Origin of the sequence: Variovorax ginsengisoli, assembly GCF_030486595.1 — a bacterium.
GTDB classification, from domain to species: Bacteria; Pseudomonadota; Gammaproteobacteria; order Burkholderiales; family Burkholderiaceae_C; genus Variovorax; species Variovorax ginsengisoli_B.
On sequence record NZ_JAUJZH010000009.1, the window covers coordinates 1 to 23,537 of the forward strand.

The following is a 23,537-nucleotide window of genomic DNA, read 5'->3' on the forward strand; positions in this document are numbered from 1 at the left end:
ACGCACCCGGCTCCGTCGCGTTCCCTATCCGGCATTCGCGAAAGATTCTGAAATCCGGCCCCCGGAGAGAGCGGCTCGCCCTCTTGACAGGATCAAGCCATATCAGCCCCCGCCTTCCATCGGCGCGCAGCGCCAAGTCCTTGATCCGCAAGGAATTTCGCTGGAGTTCCCACGCAGCGGAATAGTCCGCAGCCACAGGCTTCGGCGCGATTCAATGGCGCATCGCTTCTGAAATGCCGCCTTCCCACCCTCTCACCCCTGCAGGAGCCTTCATGCTGTCTCGTCCTCGCCTCCAGTCCTTCGCCGCGGCCGCCGCCATGGTCGTGATGCTCGCCTTGCCCGCAGCGCATGCGCAAGAGAGGATCAAGCTCAAGGCCATCGGCCAGCCGCTGGCCACCGGCCTGATCCAGAAGAACAAGGAGCAACCCTTCTTCGAGAACTTCGCCGCCAGGACCGGGCTGCCGATCGATGTCGACTACAAGCCGATCGACACGCTTGGCATCAAGGACACCGAGCAGCTTCGCGTGATGAAGGCGGGACTGTTCGACATCGTGTCCCTGCGCGTTTCGCAGAACTCCCGCGACGAACCTACCATCCTGGGCCTGGACCTGGTCGGCGCGGCGCCGGACTACGCCACCGGCCGCAAGGTGGCCAAGGCCTACTTCGATACGGCGGATGCGCGACTGCAGTCGCAGTTCGGCGTCAAGCTGCTGGGTGTCTGGCCCTTCGGCCCGCAGATCCTCTTCTGCAAGAAGCCGGTCGCCAAGCTGGCCGACATCAAGGGCATGAAGGTGCGCGTGTACGACCAGAACCTGGCCAAGTTCATCGAGATGGTGGGCGGCACGCCGGTGCCAGTGTCGTTCGCCGATACGCACCAGTCGCTGTCGCTGGGCGTGGTCGACTGCGCGATCACCGGGCCGAGCTCGGCCAACTCCGCGGGTTGGCCGGAAGTGACGACGCACCAGATGGCGATCGGCTTCCAGATGGCGCTCAATGGCTACGGCATGACCATGAAGTCCTGGAACGCGCTCGCGCCCGACCAGCAGGCCAAGCTGAAGAAGTCCTTCGATGCACTGAGCGACGATGTGTGGAAGTACTCCGAAGAGCTCTTCCAGGACGCCCTGAACTGCAATGCCGGCAAGGACCCGTGCACGACCGGCAAGAAGTTCAACCTCGTCAACGTGCCGGTCACGTCGGCGGACATCGACCTGGTGCGCAGCGCGGTGACCAAGGTGTCACTGCCGGTGTGGGCCGAGGTCTGCGACAAGTCCAACGCCGCCTGCTCGAAGACCTGGCAGGCGACGGTTGCACCGGTGCTGGGGCTGAAGTGAACGGCGGCGCCATGAGCAGCGACCGGCCATCCGTTGCCGTGTCCGCCGACCGGGTCACGCCCGCCGGGCGCGTCGACTTCAAGACCCGCCTGGAAACGGTGCTGGCCACCGTCTTCGGCGTGATCTTCCTCGGCCTGGCCGTCATCGTCACCATCGAGACGCTGTCGCGAAAGCTGTTCAACATATCGCTGCAGGGCGCCGATGAACTGGGCGGCTACGCCTTGGCGGTGGGCTCGACCATCGCCTTCAGCCTGGCCCTGATCGGGCGCAACCACATCCGGGTCGACGTGTTCCACGAGAAGTTCTCGCCGCGCGTGCAGGCGCTGCTGAACTGGATCTCGATGCTCTCGCTGGCCGTGTTCGCGCTGTTCATCGCCTGGGTGGCGTTCAAGGTGATCCAGGACACGACGGCCTACCGCAGCACGGCGCAGACGCCCTGGGCGACGCCGCTGATCATTCCGCAGAGCGTCTGGTACGGCGGCCTCGTGATCTTCGCGCTGGTGGCTTGCGGACTGGCATGGCGGGCGACGCGGCTGCTCCTGCGCGGCGACATCGCGAGGCTCAACAGCGATTTCCATCCCAAGAGCGCGAAGGAAGAACTGAAGGAAGAACTGGACGACCTCAAGGTGCGCCAGGCTTCCGAAGGAGCGCCATCATGAACGTTGCACTGATCGGACTCGCATTCTTCTCCATGCTCGCCCTCATGCTGGTGGGCATGCCGATCGCCGTCTCGATGGCGGCGGTCGGGATCATCGGCGGCATCGCGGCCTACGGCGTGCCGTTCATGGACTCCATCGCTCCGGTGGTGTGGGGCGTGCAGAACGAGAGCCTGCTGACCTCCGTGCCGCTGTTCGTGCTGCTCGGCGAGCTGCTGCTGCGGTCCGGGATCGCGGACCGCATGTACATCGCGCTGTCGGCCTGGCTCGGCCGCCTGCCGGGCGGGCTGCTGCACACCAACATCGGAAGCTGCGCGCTGTTCGCCGCGACCTCCGGGTCGTCGGTCGCCACCGCGGCCACGGTGGGCACGGTGGCGCTGCCTTCGCTGCAGAAGCGAGGCTATCCGATGCGGGCATCGCTGGGCAGCCTGGCGGCCGGCGGAACCCTGGGCATCCTGATTCCGCCGAGCGTGAACATGATCGTGTACGGGTCGCTCACCAACAACTCGATCGGCAAGCTGTTCATCGCCGGCATCATCCCCGGCCTCCTTCTGACGCTGTGCTTCATGCTCTGGATCGCGGTCTCGAGCCTGGCCAGTGGCAAGGTGATGCGCGAGCCGAAGGTGCCGCTGGCCGACAGGCTGCGCTCGCTGGTGCACCTGATCCCGCCGGCGGTGGTGTTCGGCATCGTGATGGGCAGCCTCTATTTCGGGATCGCCACCGCGGCCGAGAGCGCTGCGCTCGGCGTGATCGCCGCGCTGGGCTTCGTCTGGCAGTCGGGCAAGCTGAACCGCGAGCTGCTGCGCAACTGCTTCGTCTCGACGGCCCGCGTGAGCGGCATGATCCTGCTGATCGTCGCAGCGGCCTTCATCCTGAACCTGACGGTGAGCCTGACCGGCGTGGCCGAGGCGATGACCAAGTGGGTGGCGGGCCTGGGCCTGTCGGCCACCGGCCTGATCCTCGCGCTGATCGTGTTCTACCTGATCCTGGGCATGTTCATGGACGTGCTGTCGATGCAGGTCGCGACCATCCCGATCACCTATCCGATCGCGACCGCGATCGGGGTCGACCCGATCTGGTTCGGCATCTTCATCGTGCTGATGTGCGAACTGGGCCTGATCACGCCGCCCGTGGGCATGAACCTGTTCGTCGTCCACGGCATCCGCCCGGACAAGGGCGGCATCGAGGACGCGATCTACGGCGCATTGCCGTATGCGGTGATCATGATCCTGTTCACGCTGCTGCTGATGGCCGTCCCGCAGCTGGTGACCTGGTTGCCGGCGCACATGTGAGCCGCCGATGAACAAACCGCTCTGGCAACTCACGGCGATGCAGCTCGCGGCCGGATTCCGCGACGCATCGTTCACGCCGACCGAGGCGCTGCAGGCATGCATGGCGCGCAGCGAAGAGGTCAATCCGCGTCTGAACGCGATCGTCGCGCTCGACCTCGAAGGCGCGACGCACGCGGCCGGACAAAGCACCGCGCGCTGGCGCACGGGCCGCGCGCTCGGCGCGCTGGACGGGGTGCCCGTGACCATCAAGGACAACCTGCAGGTGCGCGGCCTGCCGACCCATTGGGGCAGCCGCGCGCTGGCCGGCTTCGTCGCGGAGCGAGACGAGATCCCGGTGGCACGCTTGCGCGACGCCGGCGCAGTGATCTTCGGCAAGACCAACGTGCCCGAGTTCACGATGCAGGGCTACACCGACAACCCGGTGTTCGGCCCCACGGGCAACCCGTGGAACCCGTCGCTCACGCCGGGCGGCTCGTCGGGCGGCTCGGTGGCGCTGGTGGCCGCGGGCGGTTGCCCGATCGCGCTGGGCACCGACGGCGGCGGCTCGATCCGCAGGCCGGCATCGCACACCAACCTGGTCGGCTTCAAGCCTTCGCGCGGGCGCGTGCCGCGCGGCGACGGGCTGCCGCCGATCTTCCTCGACTTCGAGGTGGCGGGTCCGATCGCGCGCAGCGTGGCCGATGCGGCCGCGGTCATGCGGGTGATCGGGCGCGGCTCGGTCGAGGAGGGGAGCGCGCCCCGTGCGCGCATCCTCTTCATTCCGCGCTTCGGGCTACACCCGGTCGATCCGCAGATCGCTGCGCTGACCGAAGCGGCCGCGCGCCAGTTGGCGGGGATGGGGCACGACGTCACGACGGCCCAGGACTTCGACATGGCCGAGGCGGTGAACGAGCGCTGGCCGCTGCTCGCGCAGGTGGGCCTGGCGTGGCTCGTTGCGCATCCACGGGAGCTGTCGGAGCGGCCCTTCGATGCGTCGTCGTTCGGCCCGGCGATGCAGGCCAATGCCGAAACCGGCCGCAGGGCGTCCGCGGCGGACCTGTTCGACCTGCTGTTCGAGGCCGAGCGGCTGCGCAGCGGGCTGTCGCGCCTGTTCGACCGGTACGACTTCCTGCTGACGCCGGCGGCGGCGGCACTGCCATGGCCGGCGAACCAGTCGCACCCGCCGCGCATCGACGGACACGATGTCGGACCGCGAGGCCATGCGGTTTTCGCGGGCTTCGCCAACGCCGTCGGCCTGCCTGCCATCGCGCTGCCTTGCGGCTTCGCCGGTGGGATTCCGGTCGGCATGCAGCTGGTCGCGCGCGAGGGCGCGGACGACGCGCTGCTGGCGCTGGCCCACTCGATCGAGCAAGCCCATCCATGGCAGCGCTTCCCCGACCTGTGACGCCTGCCGCGGCCGCGGTGGCGCAGGTCACGCCGGAGGCGGCCGCGCAGGCCTTGGGTCGTGCGCGGCGCGACGGGCGGCGTGTGCCTTCGACGCTGCTGCAGGCGCGCGGCCGCGACGAGGCCTACGCGATCCAGGACGCGACCCTGGCTGCGATCGGCCCGATCGGCGGCTGGAAGGTCGGTGCGACCAGCCCTGGCCGGGAGCCGGTCTGCGCGCCGCTGCCGGCCGCGGGGCTGGTGCGCGGCGGATCGACGCTCGACGGCGGCGCATGGCACTTGCGCGGCGCCGAAGTCGAGGTCGCATTCCGGCTCGGGTCCGACCTGCCGCCGCGCGCCTGGCCGTACACGCGCGACGAGGTGGCGCTGGCGGTGGAGTCGGTGCTGCCGGTGATCGAGGTGGCCGAGACCCGGCTGGCCGACTGGCTCGAGGCCGAGCCCGTGGCGCACCTGGCCGACCTGCTGAGCCATGGCGGGCTGGTGGTAGGCGAGCCCGCGGCGTTCGACATCGCCTGGTTCGACCTGAAGCGGACCGAGGCCGTGATGCGCTTCGACGACCAGGTCGTCGCGCACACCATCGGCGAGCATGCGCACCCCGATGTCGGCGCGCTCCTGGCATGGCTTGCCAACCATTGCATTGCGCGAGGCGCGGGCCTCCAGGCCGGCCAGATCGTCACCACCGGCTCGTGCACCGGCATGCTGTTCGCCTCCCAAGGGACGGCGGTGCGCGCGGAAGTGCCGGGCCTCACGCCGCTGAGCATCTTCTTCTGAGCTTTTCGAAGCCGTCACAGGAAATCCATATGTCCCCATCGAAGATCGAGGTCGTCGCCCAGGCACTGACCCGCGCCCGCCGCGACAACACCCTGGCGCTCGCCGCGTCGCTGGCCGACGCGCTGTGCGACGCTGGCGATGCCTATGCGGTGCAGCAGCGGGTGGCCGAAGAACTCGGCTGGTTCGCGACCTCGCCGCCGCGTCACTGGAAGGCCGGCGGCGCATCTCGCGACGCTGAACTGACCTGCGCTCCACTTCCGCCCGAAGGCGTGTGGCCGAGTCCGGCCCGGGCCGGCGGGCGGCCGTTCCATCTTCGCGGCATCGAGGCCGAAATCGCCCTGCGGCTCGGGCGCGAGGTCGACCAGGCACTGGCATCGATGCTGGATGCGCGAAGCGCGCCGGCCCTGGTCGACGCGATGGCCGTCTCGATAGAAATCGTCGATTCGCGTTGGCGGGAGGCCCTCGATGCGCCGGCGCTTTTCAAGCTGGCCGACCTGCAGTCGCACGGTGCGCTGGTGCTCGGCGACTGGGTCCCGTTCGTTGCGCGCGACTGGGCTGCCCAGGCCTGCACAGTCCGCATCGGCTCGCAAGCGACGGTCGAGCGCCGCGGGACCCACTCGCTCGGCGACCCCGCGCACCTGCTGCCCGCGTGGCTGCGCCACGCCACCCGCAACGGTGGCCGCGTGGCGGCCGGCACGGTGGTCACCACCGGCACCTGGGTCGGCATCCTGGACGCGGCCGAGGGCGACCTCGTCAGCGCTGAATTCCCGGGCATCGGCCGTGCGTCGGTGCAGTTGTAGACCCCTGAAGAAGTCAAAGGACAGAGACACCATGATCGCTCTAGACGACCATGCCAGCGGCCGGCATTTCCTGCAGATTCCCGGGCCCAGCCCGGTGCCGGATCGCATCCTGCGCGCCATCAGCCTGCCGACCATCGACCATCGGGGGCCCGAGTTCGCGACCCTCGGCAAGAAGGTGATCGGCGGGCTGCAGCAGGTCTTCCAGACCGAGCACCCGGTGGTGATCTATCCGGCGTCGGGCACCGGCGCCTGGGAGGCCGCACTGGTCAACGTGGCCAGTCCCGGCGACAGCCTGCTGATGTACGAGACCGGCCACTTCGCCAGCCTGTGGCAGAAGATGGCGCAGCGGCTGGGCCTGGAGCCCGAGTTCCTCGCGCTGCCGGGCATCGACGAGACCGGGCTGCCGCGCAGCTGGCGCCATGGCGTGCAGGCCGACCTGATCGAGGAGCGCCTGCGCAAGGACGGCGCGCACCGCATCAAGGCCGTGTGCGTGGTGCACAACGAGACGTCCACCGGCGTCACTTCAGATATCGCCGCGGTTCGCCGTGCGATCGACGCGGCGGGCCATCCGGCCCTGTTGATGGTCGACACCATCTCCGGTCTCGCGAGTGCCGACTACCGCCATGACGCCTGGGGCGTCGATGTCACCGTCAGCGGCTCGCAGAAGGGGCTGATGCTGCCGCCGGGCATCAGCTTCAATGCGTTGTCGCCCAAGGCCATCGAGGCCGCCAGGACCGCGCGGCTGCCCAAGGCCTTCTGGGCCTGGGACGAGATCGTCGAGATGAACAAGGGCGGCTACTGGCCCTGTACGCCGAGCACGAATCTTCTCTACGGACTCAGCGAGGCGCTCGACATGGTGCTCGAGCAGGGCCTGCCCGCGGTGTTCGCGCGCCACCAGCGCTGGGGCGAAGGCGTTCGCACCGCCGTGCGCGCCTGGGGCTTGCCGACGCAATGCGCGGACGAGCGCGTGCATTCGCCGGTTCTGACCGGCGTCATCACGCCGCAGGGCGTCGACGCCGATGCGCTGCGCAGGCTGATCCACGAGCGCTTCGATCTGTCGCTCGGCGCCGGGCTGGGCAAGCTCAGGGGCCGCATGTTCCGCATCGGCCACCTGGGCGACTGCAACGACCTGACACTGATGGCGGCGCTGACCGGCGTCGAGATGGGGCTCAAGCTGGCCGGCGTTCCGCTGGCCGGCAGCGGCGTGCTGGCCGCCATGGCGTTCTTTGCTGGAACACCGCTCGTCGATGTCGCGAGTCGGCCGATCGAGTAGGTGTTTTCACTAGAGTCGACATTCATTGTCAACAACGATGTTGACATCATTTCCGGCCGGTTCTAAAGTCCGCCCCACAGCCTCGGTGGTGCATGGGACCGACCCGCCCCGACTCGCGGCTGCAAGCTCGCCAGCTTGCCGGGTGCTTCCCTGCAGGCTGGCATCCGTGCCACGCAAGGAGACAAAACCGATGCCACCCACCATGACGGCCGGCGCCACGGCGACCGCCGCAGCACCCGACACCGCCCTCCAGCCCTCCAAGGTCCGCTGGAAGATCTTCCTGATGATGTTGTTCCTCATCTCGATCAACTACATCGACCGGGCTTCGCTGTCCGTGGCCATGCCGCTGATCGCGAAGGAGTTCGACATCGGGCCGGCCGTGCAAGGCCTGCTGCTCAGTTCCTTCTTCTGGACCTATGCGCTGATGCAGATCCCGGGCGGCATGCTGGCCGACCGCTTCGGTCCGCGCGTCGTCATTGCCGGCGCGACGCTCGGCTGGGGCTTCTTCCAGGCCATCGCCGCCTTCTGCACCGGCTGGATTCCGCTGCTGCTGACGCGCCTGGGCCTGGGCGCGGCGGAAGCCCCGATCTATCCGGCGGGCGGCAAGCTCAACGGCATCTGGATGACGCAGAACGAGCGCGGCCGCGGCGCGACCCTGCTCGACGGCGGCGCGCCGCTCGGTGCCGCGCTCGGTGCGATCCTGATCTCGGGCCTGATCGCGGTGCTCGGCTCGTGGCGGCTGGCCTTCGTGATCGCCGGTGTCGGCACCGTCGTCGCCGGCCTGTTCGCCTGGAGCTACATCCGCAACCACCCGCGCGAGCATCCCGGCGTCAACGAGGCGGAAGCCAGGTACATCGAGGCCAGCCACGCCCAGGACGCCGCCAGCGAGCCGCCAGGCGCCAGCGGCCGACTGCTCGACTTCCTGCGCTTCCGTTCGGTCTGGGGCATGTTCTTCGGCTGGATGTGCTTCAACGCGCTCTTCTACGGCCTGCTCACCTGGATGCCGAACTACCTCTCCAAGGTCCACGGCTTCGACATCAAGCAGATGGGCGGGGCGGTGTTCATCATGTTCTTCTCGGGCTTCGTCGGCGAGATGTTCGGCGGCTGGCTGGCCGACAAATGGAAGGCGGCCGGCGCCTCGAATGCGAAGGTCCTGCGCACGCTGTTCGGTATCTCCTCGGTCATCGCGACCCTCGCGATCTACATGGTCTCGCAGATCACGGACCCGGTGGTGGTCGTCATCCTGCTGTCGGTCACGCTGTTCTTCCTGCGCTGGTGCGGTCTCTTCTGGTGCGTGCCGTCGATCCTCGGCCGCCGGGCGCATGTCGGCTTCCTCGGCGGCACGATGAACCTGGGCGGCAACGTCGCGGGCATCGGCGTGCCGATCGTGGTCGGCCTGATCGTGCAGGCGACCGGCTCGTACTTCATGGCGCTGATGCTCTTCGCCGCGGCCGGCGCAGGCTTGTTCGTCTGCTCCACGCTGCTGATCGACTACAGCAAGAAGCTGCCCGTCTAGTTCACTTTTCGAGATCCGCGAGATGTCCCAGCAAAAACGAATCGGCGTGTTGACGCCGTCCTCCAACACGGCGCTCGAGCCGCTGACCAGCGCGATGGTCGCCGGCGTGCCGGGCGTCTCGGCCCACTTCTCGCGCTTCCGGGTGACCGAGATCTCGATGGGCGACAAGTCGCAGAACCAGTTCGACGAGCGCACCATCCTCGACGCCGCGCAGCTGCTGGCCGATGCCAAGGTCGACGTGATCTGCTGGAGCGGCACCTCCGCCAGCTGGCTCGGCTTCGACCGCGACCGTGCGCTGTGCGCCCGCATCACCGAGCTGACCGGCATCCCGGCGACGACGTCGGTGCTGGCGCTCAACGAGCTGCTCGCGGCGCAGGGGGCGCGCACGCTCGGCCTGGTTTCGCCCTACGTCGAGGACGTGCAGCGGCGCATCGTTGCCAACTACGCGGCGCTCGACATCGAATGCGTCGCCGAACGCCACCTGGACCTGACGGTGAACTTCTCGTTCGCCGAGGTCGCGCCAGATACCTTGCGCACGATGATCCGCGAGGTCGCGCAGCGCAGGCCCGACGCCATCACGGTGATGTGCACCAACCTCCACGGCGCGCCCCTGGCCGCCGAGATGGAGCATGAGCTCGGCATCCCGATCTACGACTCGGTGGCGACCGTGGTCTGGAAGGCACTGAAGCTCGCCGACGTCGATCCGCGCGCGGTCAAGGGCTGGGGAGGGCTGTTCGCATGAGCACAAGCCAATTCGACCTGGTCGTGCGCAACGCGCGCGTGGCCACCGCCAGCGACACCTTCGACGCCGACATCGGCATCGCGGCCGGCCGTATCGTGCAGTTGGGACTGGGCTTGCCGCCGGGGCGCCGCGAGATCGACGCCGCCGGGGCCTTCGTCACGCCCGGCGGCGTCGATGCCCACTGCCATCTCGACCAGCCCATGGAAGCGCCCGTGCGCATGGCGGACGACTTCGACACCGGCACCCGCGCGGCCGCCTGCGGCGGCACGACCACGGTGATCCCGTTCGCCGCGCAGCAAAAAGGCCAGTCGTTGCGCGCCGCGGTGCGCGACTACCACGAGCGGGCCGAAGGCCGCGCGCACGTCGACCATGCCTTCCACCTGATCGTCAGCGACCCCACAGAGGAGGTGCTGAAGAACGAGCTGCCGCAGCTGATCGCCGAGGGCTACACCTCGTTCAAGATCTACATGACCTACGACGACCTCAAGCTGAACGACGGCCAGATCCTGGACGTGCTGGACGTCGCCCGCAGCCACGACGCGATGGCGATGATCCACGCCGAGAACGCCGACTGCATCGAGTGGCTGACCCGGCGGCTGGAGGCCAGCGGCCGGACCGCGCCGCGCTTTCATGCACATTCGCGGCCGATGCTGGTCGAACGCGAGGCGACCCATCGCGCGATCGCGCTGTCGGAACTCGTCGACGTGCCGATCATGATCGTCCACGTCTCGGGCAAGGAGGCTGTCGAGCAGATCCGCTGGGCGCGCTCGCACGGCCTGCACGTGTTCGCCGAGACCTGCCCGCAGTACCTCTTCCTCACGGCCGAGGACCTCGGCATCGACGACAGCTACGGTGGCGCGCGCTGCGTCTGCAGCCCGCCGCCGCGCAACAAGGACAACCAGCAGGTCATCTGGAACGGCCTGGCCGACGGCTTGTTCACGATCTTCTCGTCCGACCACGCGCCGTTCCGCTACGACGCGCCCGAAGGCAAGAAGCCGGGCGGCAAGGAGGTCGAGTTCCGTCACATCCCCAACGGCATTCCGGGCATCGAGACGCGCCTGCCGCTCTTGTTCTCGCACGGCGTGCTCGATGGGCGGATCACGATCAACCGCTTCGTCGAACTCACGTCGACGAATCCCGCCAAGGCCTACGGCCTGCACCCGCGCAAGGGCACCATCGCGATCGGCGCCGATGCCGACCTGGTGGTCTGGGGCGCGACGCCCCGGCAGGTCCGCAACGCCGACCTGCACCATGCGGTCGACTACACGCCCTACGAAGGCATCGACGTGAAGGCGTGGCCCGCCCTCACGCTGGCGCGCGGCGAGGTCGTGTGGGACGGACAGACATTCCATCCGCGCGCCGGCCGCGGAGAGTTCCTGCGCCGCGGCCGGCCCACGCTGCTGCCGCAGGCGCCACAGCGAGGCACGCCATGAAGATCCTGCTGATCAACCCCAACACCTCCCAGAGCGTCTCCGACCTGATCGAGGCCGAGGCCCGCCGCGCCGCCGCGCCGGGCACGCAGGTGAGCGTGCTCACGGCGCCCTTCGGCGTCGCCTACATCGAGACCCGCTTCGAGTCGCTGATCGGCGCCTACGCGGCCGCCACGCTGGCGGCCGAACATTGCGACCGGCACGATGCGATCGTGGTCGCGGCCTTCGGCGACCCTGGCATCGACGGCCTGCGCGAAGTGCTGGACATCCCCGTGGTCGGCCTCACCGAGGCGGCGCTGATGAGCGCCTGCCTGCTCGGCAAGCGCTTCTCGATCGTGGCGATCTCGCACCGCATCACCGCGTGGTACCGCGAATGCGTCGCCGCCAACGGCCTGAGCGACCGGTTGGCCAGCATCCGGAACCTGGACGACCCGCTGAAGGACATCGGCCGCGTGCAGGAAGACCACACCGCGCGCCTGGAGGCCCTGTGCCTGTCGGCCGTGCAGGACGACGGCGCCGACGTGATCATCATCGCCGGTGCGCCGCTGGCGGGCCTGGCGCGATCCATCCGGGAGCGCATTCCCGTGCCCGTGGTCGATGGCGTGTCGAGCGCCGTGTGCCATGCGCAGACCCTGGTTTCGCTGGGCACGCTGCCGGCGCGGCAGGGCAGCTTCGCGCCGCCGCCGATCAAGCCGAACCACGGCCTGCCGGAGGGCATCGCGCGCCTGCTCGCCCGCGACCGCACGCAGCGATGAGGCCTCGCCGATGCGGCGCTGGCACGCGGTCCGTGCGTCGTCGCTAAGATCGAAAGCCATGCCAAAGAAACTGAGTCCACCCAAGGAAGCCGGCGGCGCCGCCCGCGAGCAGAGCGTCGACGCCATTGCCGAGAAGATCTCCACGGCGATCCTCGAGCACCGGCTCGCGCCGGGTACCAAGCTCGGCGAAGACCGGCTGGCCAACATCTTCGGCACCAGCCGCGCCAAGGTGCGCGAGGTGCTGGCCCGCCTGGCGCACGAACAGATCGTCGAGCTGGTGCCGCAGCGCGGCGCGCATGTCGCCAAGCCCACCATCGAGCAGGCGCGCGATGTCTTCGAGGCGCGCCGCCTGATCGAGCCCGGCGTGCTGCGCCGGCTGGTCGGCACCATCGACGACTTCAAGATGCAGCGGCTGCGCCGGCACCTCGAGCTGGAAGCCGACGCGCGCCAGCGCAACGACGCGCGCGCGGTGGTCCGGTTGTCGGGCGAGTTCCATTTGCTGCTGGCCGAGCTCGCCGGCAATTCGGCGCTGGCACGCACGATGCGCGAGCTGTCGACGCTGACCTGCCTGATCATCTCGCTGTACGACGCGCCCACCGCGACCAGCTGCCGCGCCGACGAGCACGAGGAGATCGTGGAAGCGATCAAGCGCAACGATGCGAAGCGGGCCGAAACACTGATGCTTCATCACCTGGATCACATCCAGGAAAGCCTCAAGCTCGATGCGGGCAGCGACGAGGCCGATCTGGAGAGCATCCTCGGCACATAGCGCCCACTCGGCCTGCCGTCAAAACCTGTAGGAAGCGAAGACGCCGTAGGTCGTTTGCGTTCTGTCTTCGGTGATCGGGCTGTTTTCGGCGTCGCCTTGCAGCCAGGCGACGGAGACGCTCGCGCCAAGGCCCCACTGGGCGGTCAATTGGTACTGGGCGCCGACCGAGAAGCGCACCGTATTGAGGCCGCCTCCCGCCCGGTACGGCGCCACGCCGGCGATCAGGCTCTGCGGGGCGCTGATGCCGTAGAAGGTCTGGGTGTACTTGCCGTTGGCCCAGGTGACACCGGGCCCGGCCGTCAGGACCAGCCTGTCGTTGACCAGGTACCTGCCTTCGAGGTCGAGGGCGATCCGGGTGCCTTGGTCGTTGCCCCCGATGTCGGAAAGCAGGAAGCCCCGGACCGTCAGCCAGTCGTAGGTATAGGAGGCGAACACGCTGCCGAGTGCGGTCTCGGGGATGTCGCCCCAGCCGCGGAGGATCGGCGCGTCGGACTCCTTGCGCGGCTTGGTCAGTTCGCCGCCCAAGGCGATCCCGAAGCGCCAGGCGTCATCCTGGATGATGTTGAAGCCGACACCGAATGGAAAGCCCGCCCCCGGCGTGCCGCCGATGAAGTAGCGTCCATAGTTTGCGGTGACCAGCGGCACAGCCACCGTCTGCGTGTCGCCGCTGCCGGGATACCTGGGGCGGTTGAAGACGCCGAGCCCCGCCGAAAACCGCCAGCTGTCATCGGCCGCCTGATCCAGCCGGGCCTGGGCCATCGCGTCGTGCGCAGTCAGCAAGGCGGCGACCGTTGTACTCAGAAAAATGAAGTGAGCGCCAATTTTTTGGCCGTGAAGCATCGAGCGTTTCTGAAGCATGACGAAGAAGTGTGAACCCTACCGGGGCAAAGCGTAGGGCGCATTTCGGTTTTTGTCACGCAGCGCGAAGAACGATCGGCGGGCCTGCCCTTTTCAATCCACCGCCGGCACTTCCCGCCAGTTCAACAACCTCACCGCGGTTCCCGCCCCCGTCTGCACCCCGACCCGGCGAAGCTCTCCTTGAACGTCACCCGATATCAGTCTCACGCGCCCATCGACGCCGAGGAACTTCAAGTCGGTGATGGCCGCCGAATTGCTCACGTAGGAAAGCGTTCCTTCCGGCGTCAACGCCGACTTGCCCGAGCCGAAGTTGACTGCGTAGATCCGGCTCTGCCCCGACGGGCTGCAGGCGTTGCCGGTCGTCAGCAGCGACGAGAACGCCACGATGCCGCTGTAGGCCGTCGGATTCGACACCGCGCGCCAGGCGACGCTGTTGGTGGTGCCGAGGTCGACGTACCAACCGACCTTGTTGTTGAAATCCAGCGCCGTCGCGCTGATCAGGTCCTCGACGCCGATGCCGGTCAGGTTCGCGCGGGTCAGCGGATATGACGCGCCGGCAGGCAACCCGCTCGTGGTGCCGAAGGTCGTGGCGGTACCGTCGATGATGGCGTAGAAGGTCTGGCTTCCGCTGGTGTTGATATCGATCGTGTCCAGCAGCTGTCCAGTCCCGAACATCACATAGCGCTTGCGCGATTTCGGGTCGACTTCGACCAGCGGCTGCGACGTGATGGGCTGGGCGTTGCCGCCGCTCGCCGCGTCGGTCACCGTCGCCAGCATCAGCGGCGCCGGGTAGCCGCCGGTTGCGGCGCTGACATCGAAGCGCCACAACTGACCGTTCAGGTCGCCGGCATAGATCGCGTCGGCCGTGCCGTCGGTGAAATCCTTGATGTACGCCGTGGCCTGGGCCAGGCCTGGGGCGGCAGTTGCCGTCGCCACCTTCTCGAGCAGCGTGCCGTTGCGCGGGTCGACGAAATAGATGTAGCCGGCCGTGCTGGCGTTGCCGTCGACATAACCTGAAGTGAACACCACCACCCAGCCATATTTCGGCGTCTTGATCACCAGCGGTGCGCCGAAGCTGTAGCCCATGGTGCTGTTGTCGGTGAACTCCCAAAGCACCTTGTCCTTGACGATGGCCTCGGTCGTCATGCCCGCGGGATTGGTCACGTCGATGGCATAGAAGCTCTTGCCGCCCTTGCCCAGGCCGCCGATGACCACCGTGCGCCAGTCTGAGTTCGTTGCGTTGGTGGTCGACTTGACGCCGGCCGCATAGTTGAAGTCGATGTCGAAGGCCAGCGGCGTCGCGTCGACGTAGTAGCGATGCTCGTAGTTCGGGTTGCCGATCTGGGCCAGTCCGTCGACCGTGGGCGTCGCCGGATTGCTGGGCCCGTTGAACAGTGCGCTCGGTACATAGGCGAACTGTTCCTTGCCCGCTTCCGAGCCACTCAGTGCGCCGTTGAAGGCGTGCATCATCCCGTCGTTGGCACCCACGTAGACCATGGTCGGGCGGGTCGCCCAGGTCGTCTTGAAGGTCGTGTATCCAGGGTTGATCGATTCGGAGTACCGCATGGAGGGAGGTGCCACAGGCGTGACCTTTGCATTCACGATATCGCCGAGCAGCGCGAGGCGCTGCCGATAGGGCCGCGACGTGGCGGCCGCCGTCTTCTCGTTGCTCCGATCGCCGCGCAGGTAGTTGAGGTAGTTGGCGCTGTCGTCGGTTGCCGCAGGTGTGTCCCACGGCGTGTTCAGTGCCGCCTTCAGTCCGGCCGGAAGGCTCCCCGCCCGGAATGGAACGCCGACCCCGGCAGCGCTGTCCCAGGTGGCGATGCGGCGGCCGGTATCCCATCCGATTCCGGCCAGCTGCGATTCATAGGTCGTGGCGCTGCTCCAGACCGTGGTCGACGACGGCGTGCCGTCGCTGGCAAAGGTGATGTTGCTGGCCGTCAGCACGCCGCTCCAGCCGTTGGAGTCGTATTGCGAGGCGTACGACGCCGCGCCCGACGACGACACCTGGACGGCGGAGAGCGAGAAGGACGTGGTGTAGGCCTTGATGGCATTGGCAATGCTGGCGAACGCTCGGGTCAGGCCGTCGAGCATCTGGTCGGGCCGTCCAGCGGTGAAGTAGTTGTCGGGCCGATTCTGGACGGTGTTGTTTCGCACGTCGGTGAGCGTCTCGCCGCTCGTGGACCACCAGGTCAGGGGAATGTTGTCGACGAAGTTGTAGGGGTCGAAGTCGCCCGGGACCTTGAGGCCGCCGAACTTCGCTGCCAGGTAGAACTGGTTGTTGGCCTGGAACGACTGCTCCAGCACGTCGACCCAGTAGGTCTGGACCGTCTGCTTGCCGACGGTCTTTGCGACCCCGGCAACGTCGGGTCGGATGTCGGTCGTGTTCGCGTCGTAGGCGAGACCGGCGATATAGGCGGAATTGTTGCGTCCGCTGTAGTCGTCGGTGCTGCCGATGCTGCCCAGTCCCTGGAGCGCCCCGACCTTGTTGGTGGCAGTCACAGCATTCACCGGGTCGGTTGCGAATTCGGCGGGGATGGCCGGCTCGCGCGTCCTGTAGTCGGTATTGCCAGGCACGTTCTTGTCGACGTGGGTGTAGATGTCACCGATGCCAAGCACGAAGTTGCGCTGGCACGAGTACTGGATCGGATCGTCCCAGTTGGTGATCACCGGGAAGCCGTCGAGCATCCGGGCCTTGGAGCCCGTGTCGTTCGTTCCAAGATTGCTCCACAGTGGCACGTTGCCCAGGTTCTTGTAGTAGCGAAGCACCGAGTAGTACATCTCGCTGACCGGGTCATAGTCCTTGTAGTCGCCGGGAATCAGCTGCCCGAACTTGTTCAGGTAGTTGATGACGCCGCTGTCCTGGATCGTGATGCCGGTCGCGGCGGTCGTGTTGCTCGCATCCGTCGGGTTGGGATTGCGCACGAACTGGCCCGTGGTCGAGCTCCACTCCTTGGCACCGTTGTCCGTGTCGGGCAGGCCGGGCACCGGCTGGTTGGGCCCGACGAACTTCTGGCTGGCGCGCATCACCCCGCCGTCGCGCTGGTCGCTGCTGTCGTTCAGGTAGCCGAAGGCGCTGAACCGCATGCGTTGCGCGTATTTCTGGATCAAGCCTTCGGGCTTGTAGTTGTTTCCATACTTCTGGCAGTTCGATTCGAGGGTCAGGCCGGCCACCGGTGCACAGACCTTCACGCGCATCGTGTAGTCGACGGACGTACTGGCCGTGGTGAAAGTCGTGAAACTGGTGCTCGAGGGCCTTTGCCACTGGAACTGAAGCTGGGCACCACCGTTGCCCTGGTAGAACTCCAGCTTGACATTGAAACTCTGTCCCGCGGTCATCGTCACGGCTTGGCTGGTGTCCGTCGTCGTGCCGTGATCGGTCCAGTTGTCGATCAAGAGTACATCGTCGATCCAGAGCCGCACGCCGTCGTCCGAGAGCGTGCGGAAGTAGTAGGTTCCGGCCTCCGGCGCACTGAACGAGCCGGTATAGCGGGCGGAAAAATAGCTGCCTGTGACGCCAGGTGCCGGGCTCGCGCCATTCCAGATGTGGTTGGCGTCGTCGTTGACCACCGTTGCGGTCGCGCCGCCGACGAAGCCCTTGTACTGGCCGCTCGTGCCTTGGTAGTAGTCGCCCTTGAGCGGCCGGCCCCCGGTCAGGGTCTCGCGGGTGACCCGCATCTTGAACCCCATGTTCTGGGCCTTGATGAGAACCGAGCTTGTCGTCGGGTCCGGCGTCGCGCCGGCTATTTCGGCGGTTGGAAGGTAGCGGTCGTCGAACAAGCCGCGGTTGCCGTGCCAGCCCTGTTCTAGGATGGTGAGGTCGACATCGTCGACCACGCGCCGGCCACCGGTCATGGCCCAGCGGAAAGGATCGATGGTCGTGGTTCCGGCCCAGTTCAGGAAATTGCCGCTCCAGTAGCCCGAGCACTTGTGCGCGGTCGCCATGGCGACCGGATTGAAGTAGCTCTTGTTGCCGGTGTTGGTGTCGTTGGGCGTGCTGTCGGCCACATACGCATAGCACTTGTTGGGATCGAAGTAGCCGAGGAAGGTGGCGGCGCTGGAATAGTTGTCGGTATGGGCCGTGCGCGAGGCGGTCGGCCATTCGACCGACAGCGCCAGGGCCAGATTGCCGGGAACGTTGGATGTCGCGAACACTGGCTGGTTGGCCAGGCTGGCCGCACCGATGAGGCCATGGGCGCCAAGCAGCATGGCCGCCAGGCCGGCGGCGCGGGCAGCGCCTGTCCAGCTCGATGAGGGTTTTTTCATGATGAGCCTGTCGGCTTTCTTATAAGTCGGGCTTGGTGAACGACGACTGCAGGAAGACCTGCGTGTTGCGCGGGCCGTCGACCCGGATGGTCAACCGGTAGATCAAGGACGCGGGCGGCGGCAGGTCGTCCTTCGCGCGTTGGCTGCTGCCTCCCAGGACCTGCGTCGTCAGGGGGGCATAGACGCATCCCTTGGCGCCCAGCGAGGCCGGCGTGCCGACGTCGTTGCACATGCGGTCGATGATGTAGCGGATCGTCACGGCGTCGGCGTCGTTGCCGATCTTCTTGCTCGCCTTCGCGTCATATGCCGTGTCGCTGAGCAGGGCGGTAGGAATGCCCTTGCCGTTGACCGGCAGTGCCGTCGCGCTGTAGTTCTCGGATTTCATGTCCGCCGTGTCGGCCGATCCAGCCAGCGCGCCGGTCTTGAACAAGGTCATCACCTGCGCCGCGGCCAGTTCGCCGCGGTTGACCAGATCCCGCTTGAACGCGAGGTTGCCGGCGCTGAACAACGACGAGTTCATCGAGCGCACCACGGCGACGCCGCCAGCCAGCAGCACGACCAGGATGATCAGGCAGAACAGCAGCACCACGCCGCGCTCTCGCCGGCGCCATGGGGATGGGCGGGTCGTCATGTGGTCGGCAGCAACAGTATGTTGCGCAAGGGAATGGTGAATTCGACAACCCGGTGGCGATAGTTCTGGTTCTCGTCGCTGATGACGACGGACTTGTGCAGCGATTCCGCCAGGTCACCGAACAGGGTGAACCCAGCGGGCGCGACCTTCTGGCCGCCTGGGTCGGCCTTCTCCTGCTGGCTGCTTCGCATGACCAGGGCAATTCGCACTGCCGCGATGCTTCGGGCGGTGAGCGGCGTCGTCATCACGGTATCGATGTAGTAGGGGTCACCCGGCGTCTTCGACGGCGCAACCCATCCCGTGAAGGCGCCGGTGGTCGGATTGACCATGCCGTAGAGCGCGTTCATCTGCACCACACCCTCGACGATCGCCTGTGGATCGTCGCTGCCGTTGCTCTTCAAGAGGTCGTAGCTGAAGAGGGTACGGTTGGCGCCGACGGCGAACAGCTGAAACTGCAGGTCATTGGCGGCGATGTTGCCGAGTGGCGTGAAGTACGCGGCACCGCTGTCGGCCATCGTTCCCAACGCAGAGTTGCCGGCCTTGAAGTACGTGCCGCCCAGCAGGAGCACGTCATTGTTGACCGTGGCAAGGACGCTGTTCGCGCCGTTGACCTGCTCGAGAAAGCAGTCGTTCGACCCGGCCTGGCTCACCAGCGCCATGTCTCCGTTCGCCAGGCCGATCGTGTTATCCAGGCGAAGCGTATCGATGTCGGTGTTGATGGAGCGGATGGCGCGCGGTACGGCCCCCGCGGCGCCGTTCCCGCCCATTACCGCGATCACGTCGGACGAGCCGTCGATGCCTTGCCCTGCGCCGATGAGGACCGGTGAAACCCGAAGATTCGCACTGCCGGCAGCTCCGCCGAGAAACCCTTGAAAGGGCACTGGAAACGCGGTGGGACGCGGCAGGATGGCCGTATTGGCGCGGCTCGCATTGAGCTTGCAGCCGAAGATGCCGAGGTCCCACGACTGTGTGAAACCCGAGCCTGCGCTGCGCGTCGCGCGGTCGAGCAGGTAGGCACCGTAGGCGCCCGACTGCCCCATGTCGTTGGTCGACGTGGTCGTGCGCTTCTGCGCCTCGCCGAAGATGACGGCGCTGGTGACGGCCAGCGTCACGACCAGGCCGATCACGACGGCGACCATCAGTTCGATCAAGGTCGTGCCTCGCTGCAGCTGCAGGCTGCGGGCTTCGTGGATGTTCGACCTCATGGGATGATCACCTTGGTCACGAGTTGACTGTCCCCTGTCTCGGTCCGGTTCGGCGCCCTCCAGGTGATGAGGACGTTGGCTGAGTGGTCCGTTGCGTCAGCCGTGACCGTTCCCACTCCCCCTGTCAGGCCGCTGCCGGTTGCGTTGGCCACCTTCAGTTGCCAAGTGGCGAGCGTGGCTTCCGGCACCGAGAGGGAGTTGTTCAGCCACATGGTCGTCGCGATCTCGTTGGCCAGCATCGCCGCCCGATTGCGGTCCTCGGCGTCGGTCGAATAGCTGATGGCGCGGGCCTGCAAGCCGATGAGGCCCAAGATGCCGAAGGAGAAAAGAAGGATGGCGACCAGCACCTCGAGGAGGGCAACGCCATTCTGGCGGTCGGATCCGGGAAGAGGTGGGCGTGGAAGGGTCATGGGCATCCGTCCGGGTGATCACTCGACAGGCTCTTGGCCGGGTCGCAGAGGCGCACCTGGCCACCCAGGGCAACCGTCACGCGCAGCGGACGGTCGACCCCCGCCACTGCATCGGCATAGGAAATGTCGTAGGACTGCAATGGCGGCGTGTTCGTCGGCAGCGTGCACAGGCCCGCATTCGTGCCTGGATCGTCATTCGCGACCAGTCGCCCGATGGAGTTGAAGCAAATCGACTTCGGACCAGTGATGGTGATGGAAGACTCCAGCTCGGCGACGATTCCTGCTTCGACGAATTCGCTCACTTCGGTCGTGCTGACTCGCTTGACCGTTTTTGCCGCCCAGTTCTTTCCGTTCGTCTTCGCGGTGTAGGTGGTGTCGGTCGGCTTGTCGTCCGTCAGCGAGAACACGACTTGATGACTTCTGCGCAAGGCCTCGGCCTGCGCCAGCCGGATGCCGTCCTGCAAAGAGTCGCTGGCTGCTCGCAATCGGCTGTTGCGAAGCCAGGTACTCATGATGGGCATCGCAAGGCCCATCAGGATGGCCATGACCACCATCGTCACCAGCATCTCGATCAGAGTGAAGCCGGCGGCGCGAGGCGCCGAACGGGGCCTCAGCACGCCTGGCCTTTTTTCAGGATCCAGGCGGTGGTGCAGGTCATCCAGCCGGAACCGACGGGCACTTGCGTGGTGGTGCGCACGTTGGCTTGGTCAATCGTGAAGACAAAGCCGCTGGTCGCGCCGCTGCCGGTGGCGGTCAACGTGTACGCCGTCGCCGTGGGGTCCGGGCAACTCAGCGTGAAACTGCCCACCTTGCGCTTGGCTTCATCCACTTGGCAAGGGGTGGTGTACAGGCCCGCCGTCAGGTAGGTCCGGTTGTCCTGGAAGTGGCGCTCCATGTCCGCGCGCATTGCCGCCAGTCCCTGGGTGGCATCGACCACCTGGCCGCGACGGATGTATTCCGAATAGGCCGGGATCGCAACGGCTGCAAGGATGCCGATGATCGTGACGGTGATCATGAGTTCGATCAGCGTAAAGCCAGCCAATTGGCGACGGCGCGGGAACAGATGCACGGGCGATGTCCTTAATACGTTTTTATTAACCGTTGCGAGTCACAAATTGTGACAAATTTTGATTCTCATTGATTCTCAGTGTCTACCGTTCATCGGGGGAGTCTCCTTTTCGGCATCAGAGGCTTGAAATCCGTGAGGTTTTTCATCGTTTGGGCGGAGCTGTCGCTCGTGACATGGGTGCAGTAGCCGCACGTATGCGCACCGTCGCTCGGCCCGGGCAAAAAGGCTGGCATCCTTGCCCAGCTTCTCGAAGGCGCACGTCGGACGGGACCCCGATGTTGACGCGGCGCTCTCCTACCCCGCGGCAGGTGCGCTCCAATGGAAAGAGAAGCGAATCCGTCGCGCTTGGCGCGCGAACGACCGCTTCCTTCTGGGAAGGGCTCGCGCGACGGCCGCCGTCTAGGCGGAGCCCAACTCGGATCGGATCACGACGGCGAGCGCTTCCGCCGACGGCGACAACGACCGGCCGCGCTTGGTGACCAGGGAGAGGTCTCGGGAAACCAAGGGCTCGTGGAGGCGCTTCACGATGAGGTCCTTGTGACGTGAGGCGCGCGCGTACGCTGTCGGCATGATCGAGGGCCCGGCGCCTGCCTCGGTCATCCACAAGGCAGTCGAGAAGAACGTGACTTCGTTCGCGACATCGAGCATGACACCCGCGTGCGCCGCCGCGCCATCGATCATCTGTCGAATTCCGTATCCTGGCCTGACGGTGATGACGGGCACGCCGTCGAGGTTCGACCATCGCAGACGGGTCCGAGCCGCGAGAGGATCGTCCTTGCGGCAGACGAGGGCCAAGGTGTCGCCCATGATTCGCTCGGTGTCGACATCGGCCGCCGCGCGTTCCGGAGCCCCGAGCCCGAGGTCCACGTGCTCGCCCACGATGCGAGAGACGAACTGGTCCGGAGCGCAGTCGTCCACCACGACGCGGATCTCGGGATGCAATTTGCCGAAGCGCCGCACCACGGCCGGAAGCAGGATCTCTCCGAGGGTCGGCGTGATGGCGAGCGACACCCGGCCGCGCCGAAGCTGCCCCAGGTCTCGAAGGCCAGCCCCCAGCGAGTCGACATCACGGAGAACCCGTTCGGCCACCGAAATCGCCTCCATCGCCGCTTGTGTCGAGCGGAGCGATCGGGTCGTTCGATCGAACAGTCGCGTGCCCAAGCCTTCCTCGAGCTGGCGGATCAGCACGCTCACCGCGGACTGGGTGAGCGAAAGCTGTTCGGCCGCGGCACTGAGCTTTCCCAGATGGAACACGGCGCGAAAGGCCCGCAGCTGCCGGATGCTCGGGCTGAACTTGCTCGGTTGATTCATACGATTTCATCATATCTGATTCGTTTAATTTCGATTTACTTAAGAATGCCGGAGGTGTGCAATCCAGTTCGAAGGAGACACCTGATGAGAACGAAGATTCGAATGCTCGTGGCGGCGGCATTGGCCGCCGGGATCGCGGTGGCCGCCCTGGCCCAACCGGCCGCCGAGAAGTACCCGCGGCAACCCATCCGGATGGTGGTGACCTTTCCGCCCGGTGGCAGTTCCGATGCTGTCGTGCGCATGCTGCTGCCGCGCCTGAACGAGTCGCTCGGCCAGCCCGTGATCGTCGACAACCGGCCGGGCGCGGGCGGAAACATCGGGACGAGCGTGATCGCGAAAGCGCCGCCCGATGGCTACACGATGGGCGTCGTGGCGGCCGGGGCCTTGTCCGCCAACAGCAGCCTGTATGCCCAGATGCCCTTCGACGTCCAGAAGGACCTTCGGCCGGTCAGCATGCTGGCTTCCATTCCGTTCGTGCTGGTCGGCAACCCCGCGGTTCCCGCGAAGACGTTGAAGGACCTCATTGCCAGGGCCAAGGTACATCCCGGACAACTCTCGGTCGCGCATGGCGGCAACGGTACCGCCATGCATCTGTCGATTGCGCTCTTCAGCCAGATGGCCGGCGTCAAGCTGGTGGAGGTGCCCTACAAGGGATCGGGCCCGGCCGCCCTCGACGCCATCGGTGGGCAGGTCGATCTGGCGATGGTCGACCTGCCTTCGGCGCTGCAGCAGATCAGGGCCGGCAAGCTCACCGCCTACGCCGTGACCACTCCGAAGCGCTTGTCGCAACTGCCTGAGGTACCGACGATGTCGGAGGCCGGCGTGCCCGGATACGACTCGACCGGTTGGTTCGGTGTCGTCGCGCCCGCCGCCACGCCGACCGGCGCCGTGGCCCGCATGAACGTTGCGCTCACCGAGGCCCTGTCCGATCCGGTGGTCCAGGCCAACATTCGCAACCTGGGCGTCGAGCCAACGCCGGGCTCGCCAGAGGAACTGGCCTCTTTCATCACTTCGGAAACCGCGAAGTGGGCGAAGGTGATCAAGCAAAGCAACATCAAGATCGATTGAA

At 66.6% G+C, this 23,537-nt stretch carries 21 protein-coding genes; 13 read left to right on the plus strand and 8 right to left on the minus strand.

The window, feature by feature from the left end; all coding sequences use genetic code 11:
• Window positions 1–272 precede the first annotated feature (272 nt).
• The 12 genes from QZH52_RS14045 to QZH52_RS14100 all read left to right on the plus strand — a co-directional run bounded on the left by QZH52_RS14045 (window position 273) and on the right by QZH52_RS14100 (window position 12,718).
• Window positions 273–1,331, plus strand: a complete 1,059-nt coding sequence (locus QZH52_RS14045) for a TRAP transporter substrate-binding protein (protein WP_301809976.1) — start codon at window positions 273–275, stop codon at window positions 1,329–1,331.
• 11 nt (window positions 1,332–1,342) lie between these two features.
• A complete protein-coding gene (locus QZH52_RS14050) occupies window positions 1,343–1,990 on the plus strand; it encodes a TRAP transporter small permease subunit (RefSeq protein WP_301809979.1) in 648 nt (215 codons plus the stop codon).
• Window positions 1,987–3,279 carry a TRAP transporter large permease gene (locus QZH52_RS14055; RefSeq protein ID WP_301809981.1) on the plus strand — a complete coding sequence of 431 codons (1,293 nt, stop codon included), beginning with the start codon at window positions 1,987–1,989 and terminating at the stop codon, window positions 3,277–3,279. The genes QZH52_RS14050 and QZH52_RS14055 overlap by 4 nt, the downstream gene beginning before the upstream one ends.
• A 7-nt stretch (window positions 3,280–3,286) precedes the next feature.
• Window positions 3,287–4,663, plus strand: a complete 1,377-nt coding sequence (locus QZH52_RS14060) for an amidase (protein WP_301809984.1) — start codon at window positions 3,287–3,289, stop codon at window positions 4,661–4,663.
• Entirely contained in the window at window positions 4,639–5,433 is a 795-nt protein-coding gene (locus QZH52_RS14065; protein ID WP_301809986.1) for a 2-keto-4-pentenoate hydratase, read from the plus strand. Before QZH52_RS14060 ends, QZH52_RS14065 begins: the two co-directional genes overlap by 25 nt.
• Before the next feature lie 29 nt (window positions 5,434–5,462).
• Entirely contained in the window at window positions 5,463–6,233 is a 771-nt protein-coding gene (locus QZH52_RS14070; RefSeq protein WP_301809989.1) for a fumarylacetoacetate hydrolase family protein, read from the plus strand.
• A gap of 31 nt (window positions 6,234–6,264) precedes the next feature.
• Window positions 6,265–7,506 (plus strand): pyridoxal-phosphate-dependent aminotransferase family protein, encoded by a 1,242-nt coding sequence (locus tag QZH52_RS14075; protein ID WP_301809992.1) that lies wholly within the window; start codon window positions 6,265–6,267, stop codon window positions 7,504–7,506.
• 202 nt (window positions 7,507–7,708) lie between these two features.
• A complete protein-coding gene (locus QZH52_RS14080; protein WP_301810529.1) occupies window positions 7,709–9,022 on the plus strand; it encodes an MFS transporter in 1,314 nt (437 codons plus the stop codon).
• A 22-nt stretch (window positions 9,023–9,044) separates the two neighbouring features.
• Window positions 9,045–9,764: a maleate cis-trans isomerase family protein gene (locus QZH52_RS14085; protein ID WP_301809994.1), complete on the plus strand. Its 720-nt coding sequence runs from the start codon at window positions 9,045–9,047 to the stop codon at window positions 9,762–9,764.
• Window positions 9,761–11,197, plus strand: a complete 1,437-nt coding sequence (gene hydA, locus QZH52_RS14090) for a dihydropyrimidinase (protein WP_301809997.1) — start codon at window positions 9,761–9,763, stop codon at window positions 11,195–11,197. Before QZH52_RS14085 ends, hydA begins: the two co-directional genes overlap by 4 nt.
• Complete coding sequence (locus QZH52_RS14095; protein ID WP_301810001.1) at window positions 11,194–11,949, plus strand: aspartate/glutamate racemase family protein; 756 nt, start codon at window positions 11,194–11,196, stop codon at window positions 11,947–11,949. Before hydA ends, QZH52_RS14095 begins: the two co-directional genes overlap by 4 nt.
• A 58-nt stretch (window positions 11,950–12,007) precedes the next feature.
• The gene (locus QZH52_RS14100) at window positions 12,008–12,718 is read left to right on the plus strand and encodes a GntR family transcriptional regulator (RefSeq protein ID WP_301810003.1); all 711 of its coding nucleotides are present in this window, start codon (window positions 12,008–12,010) and stop codon (window positions 12,716–12,718) included.
• 18 nt (window positions 12,719–12,736) lie between these two features.
• Here the strand turns inward: QZH52_RS14100 and QZH52_RS14105 are convergent, their stop codons facing one another.
• The 8 genes from QZH52_RS14105 to QZH52_RS14140 form a co-directional block, all read right to left on the minus strand.
• Entirely contained in the window at window positions 12,737–13,558 is an 822-nt protein-coding gene (locus QZH52_RS14105; protein WP_301810005.1) for a MipA/OmpV family protein, read from the minus strand.
• Between the two features lie 111 nt (window positions 13,559–13,669).
• The gene (locus QZH52_RS14110; RefSeq protein WP_301810007.1) at window positions 13,670–17,842 is read right to left on the minus strand and encodes a PilC/PilY family type IV pilus protein; all 4,173 of its coding nucleotides are present in this window, start codon (window positions 17,840–17,842) and stop codon (window positions 13,670–13,672) included.
• A gap of 19 nt (window positions 17,843–17,861) precedes the next feature.
• Window positions 17,862–18,473: a pilus assembly PilX family protein gene (locus QZH52_RS14115; protein WP_301810008.1), complete on the minus strand. Its 612-nt coding sequence runs from the start codon at window positions 18,471–18,473 to the stop codon at window positions 17,862–17,864.
• Entirely contained in the window at window positions 18,470–19,678 is a 1,209-nt protein-coding gene (locus tag QZH52_RS14120) for a PilW family protein (protein WP_366919297.1), read from the minus strand. Before QZH52_RS14120 ends, QZH52_RS14115 begins: the two co-directional genes overlap by 4 nt.
• A complete protein-coding gene (gene pilV, locus QZH52_RS14125; RefSeq protein ID WP_301810013.1) occupies window positions 19,675–20,088 on the minus strand; it encodes a type IV pilus modification protein PilV in 414 nt (137 codons plus the stop codon). Before pilV ends, QZH52_RS14120 begins: the two co-directional genes overlap by 4 nt.
• Entirely contained in the window at window positions 20,085–20,705 is a 621-nt protein-coding gene (locus QZH52_RS14130) for a pilus assembly FimT family protein (RefSeq protein WP_301810014.1), read from the minus strand. Before QZH52_RS14130 ends, pilV begins: the two co-directional genes overlap by 4 nt.
• Window positions 20,699–21,157 carry a type IV pilin protein gene (locus tag QZH52_RS14135; protein ID WP_301810018.1) on the minus strand — a complete coding sequence of 153 codons (459 nt, stop codon included), beginning with the start codon at window positions 21,155–21,157 and terminating at the stop codon, window positions 20,699–20,701. The genes QZH52_RS14130 and QZH52_RS14135 overlap by 7 nt, the downstream gene beginning before the upstream one ends.
• Before the next feature lie 399 nt (window positions 21,158–21,556).
• A complete protein-coding gene (locus QZH52_RS14140; protein ID WP_301810020.1) occupies window positions 21,557–22,468 on the minus strand; it encodes a LysR family transcriptional regulator in 912 nt (303 codons plus the stop codon).
• A gap of 84 nt (window positions 22,469–22,552) precedes the next feature.
• On the opposite strand from QZH52_RS14140, the gene QZH52_RS14145 reads away from it, so the two are divergent.
• Window positions 22,553–23,536, plus strand: coding sequence for a tripartite tricarboxylate transporter substrate binding protein (locus QZH52_RS14145; protein WP_301810023.1), 984 nt, complete (start codon window positions 22,553–22,555; stop codon window positions 23,534–23,536).
• The last annotated feature ends 1 nt before the right edge of the window (window position 23,537 follow it).

What these genes read in the sequence shown, in the direction of transcription:
- QZH52_RS14065 (WP_301809986.1), top strand. Translation starts at nt 4,639, where the DNA reads ATGGCAGCGCTTCCCCGACCTGTGACGCCTGCCGCGGCCGCGGTGGCG.
- hydA (WP_301809997.1), top strand. Translation starts at nt 9,761, where the DNA reads ATGAGCACAAGCCAATTCGACCTGGTCGTGCGCAACGCGCGCGTGGCC.
- QZH52_RS14050 (WP_301809979.1), top strand. Translation starts at nt 1,343, where the DNA reads ATGAGCAGCGACCGGCCATCCGTTGCCGTGTCCGCCGACCGGGTCACG.
- QZH52_RS14140 (WP_301810020.1), bottom strand. Translation starts at nt 22,468, where the DNA reads ATGAATCAACCGAGCAAGTTCAGCCCGAGCATCCGGCAGCTGCGGGCC.
- QZH52_RS14105 (WP_301810005.1), bottom strand. Translation starts at nt 13,558, where the DNA reads ATGCTTCACGGCCAAAAAATTGGCGCTCACTTCATTTTTCTGAGTACA.
- QZH52_RS14100 (WP_301810003.1), top strand. Translation starts at nt 12,008, where the DNA reads ATGCCAAAGAAACTGAGTCCACCCAAGGAAGCCGGCGGCGCCGCCCGC.
- QZH52_RS14070 (WP_301809989.1), top strand. Translation starts at nt 5,463, where the DNA reads ATGTCCCCATCGAAGATCGAGGTCGTCGCCCAGGCACTGACCCGCGCC.
- QZH52_RS14055 (WP_301809981.1), top strand. Translation starts at nt 1,987, where the DNA reads ATGAACGTTGCACTGATCGGACTCGCATTCTTCTCCATGCTCGCCCTC.
- QZH52_RS14075 (WP_301809992.1), top strand. Translation starts at nt 6,265, where the DNA reads ATGATCGCTCTAGACGACCATGCCAGCGGCCGGCATTTCCTGCAGATT.
- QZH52_RS14115 (WP_301810008.1), bottom strand. Translation starts at nt 18,473, where the DNA reads ATGACGACCCGCCCATCCCCATGGCGCCGGCGAGAGCGCGGCGTGGTG.
- QZH52_RS14060 (WP_301809984.1), top strand. Translation starts at nt 3,287, where the DNA reads ATGAACAAACCGCTCTGGCAACTCACGGCGATGCAGCTCGCGGCCGGA.
- QZH52_RS14145 (WP_301810023.1), top strand. Translation starts at nt 22,553, where the DNA reads ATGAGAACGAAGATTCGAATGCTCGTGGCGGCGGCATTGGCCGCCGGG.
- QZH52_RS14080 (WP_301810529.1), top strand. Translation starts at nt 7,709, where the DNA reads ATGACGGCCGGCGCCACGGCGACCGCCGCAGCACCCGACACCGCCCTC.
- QZH52_RS14110 (WP_301810007.1), bottom strand. Translation starts at nt 17,842, where the DNA reads ATGAAAAAACCCTCATCGAGCTGGACAGGCGCTGCCCGCGCCGCCGGC.
- pilV (WP_301810013.1), bottom strand. Translation starts at nt 20,088, where the DNA reads ATGACCCTTCCACGCCCACCTCTTCCCGGATCCGACCGCCAGAATGGC.
- QZH52_RS14085 (WP_301809994.1), top strand. Translation starts at nt 9,045, where the DNA reads ATGTCCCAGCAAAAACGAATCGGCGTGTTGACGCCGTCCTCCAACACG.
- QZH52_RS14120 (WP_366919297.1), bottom strand. Translation starts at nt 19,678, where the DNA reads ATGAGGTCGAACATCCACGAAGCCCGCAGCCTGCAGCTGCAGCGAGGC.
- QZH52_RS14095 (WP_301810001.1), top strand. Translation starts at nt 11,194, where the DNA reads ATGAAGATCCTGCTGATCAACCCCAACACCTCCCAGAGCGTCTCCGAC.
- QZH52_RS14045 (WP_301809976.1), top strand. Translation starts at nt 273, where the DNA reads ATGCTGTCTCGTCCTCGCCTCCAGTCCTTCGCCGCGGCCGCCGCCATG.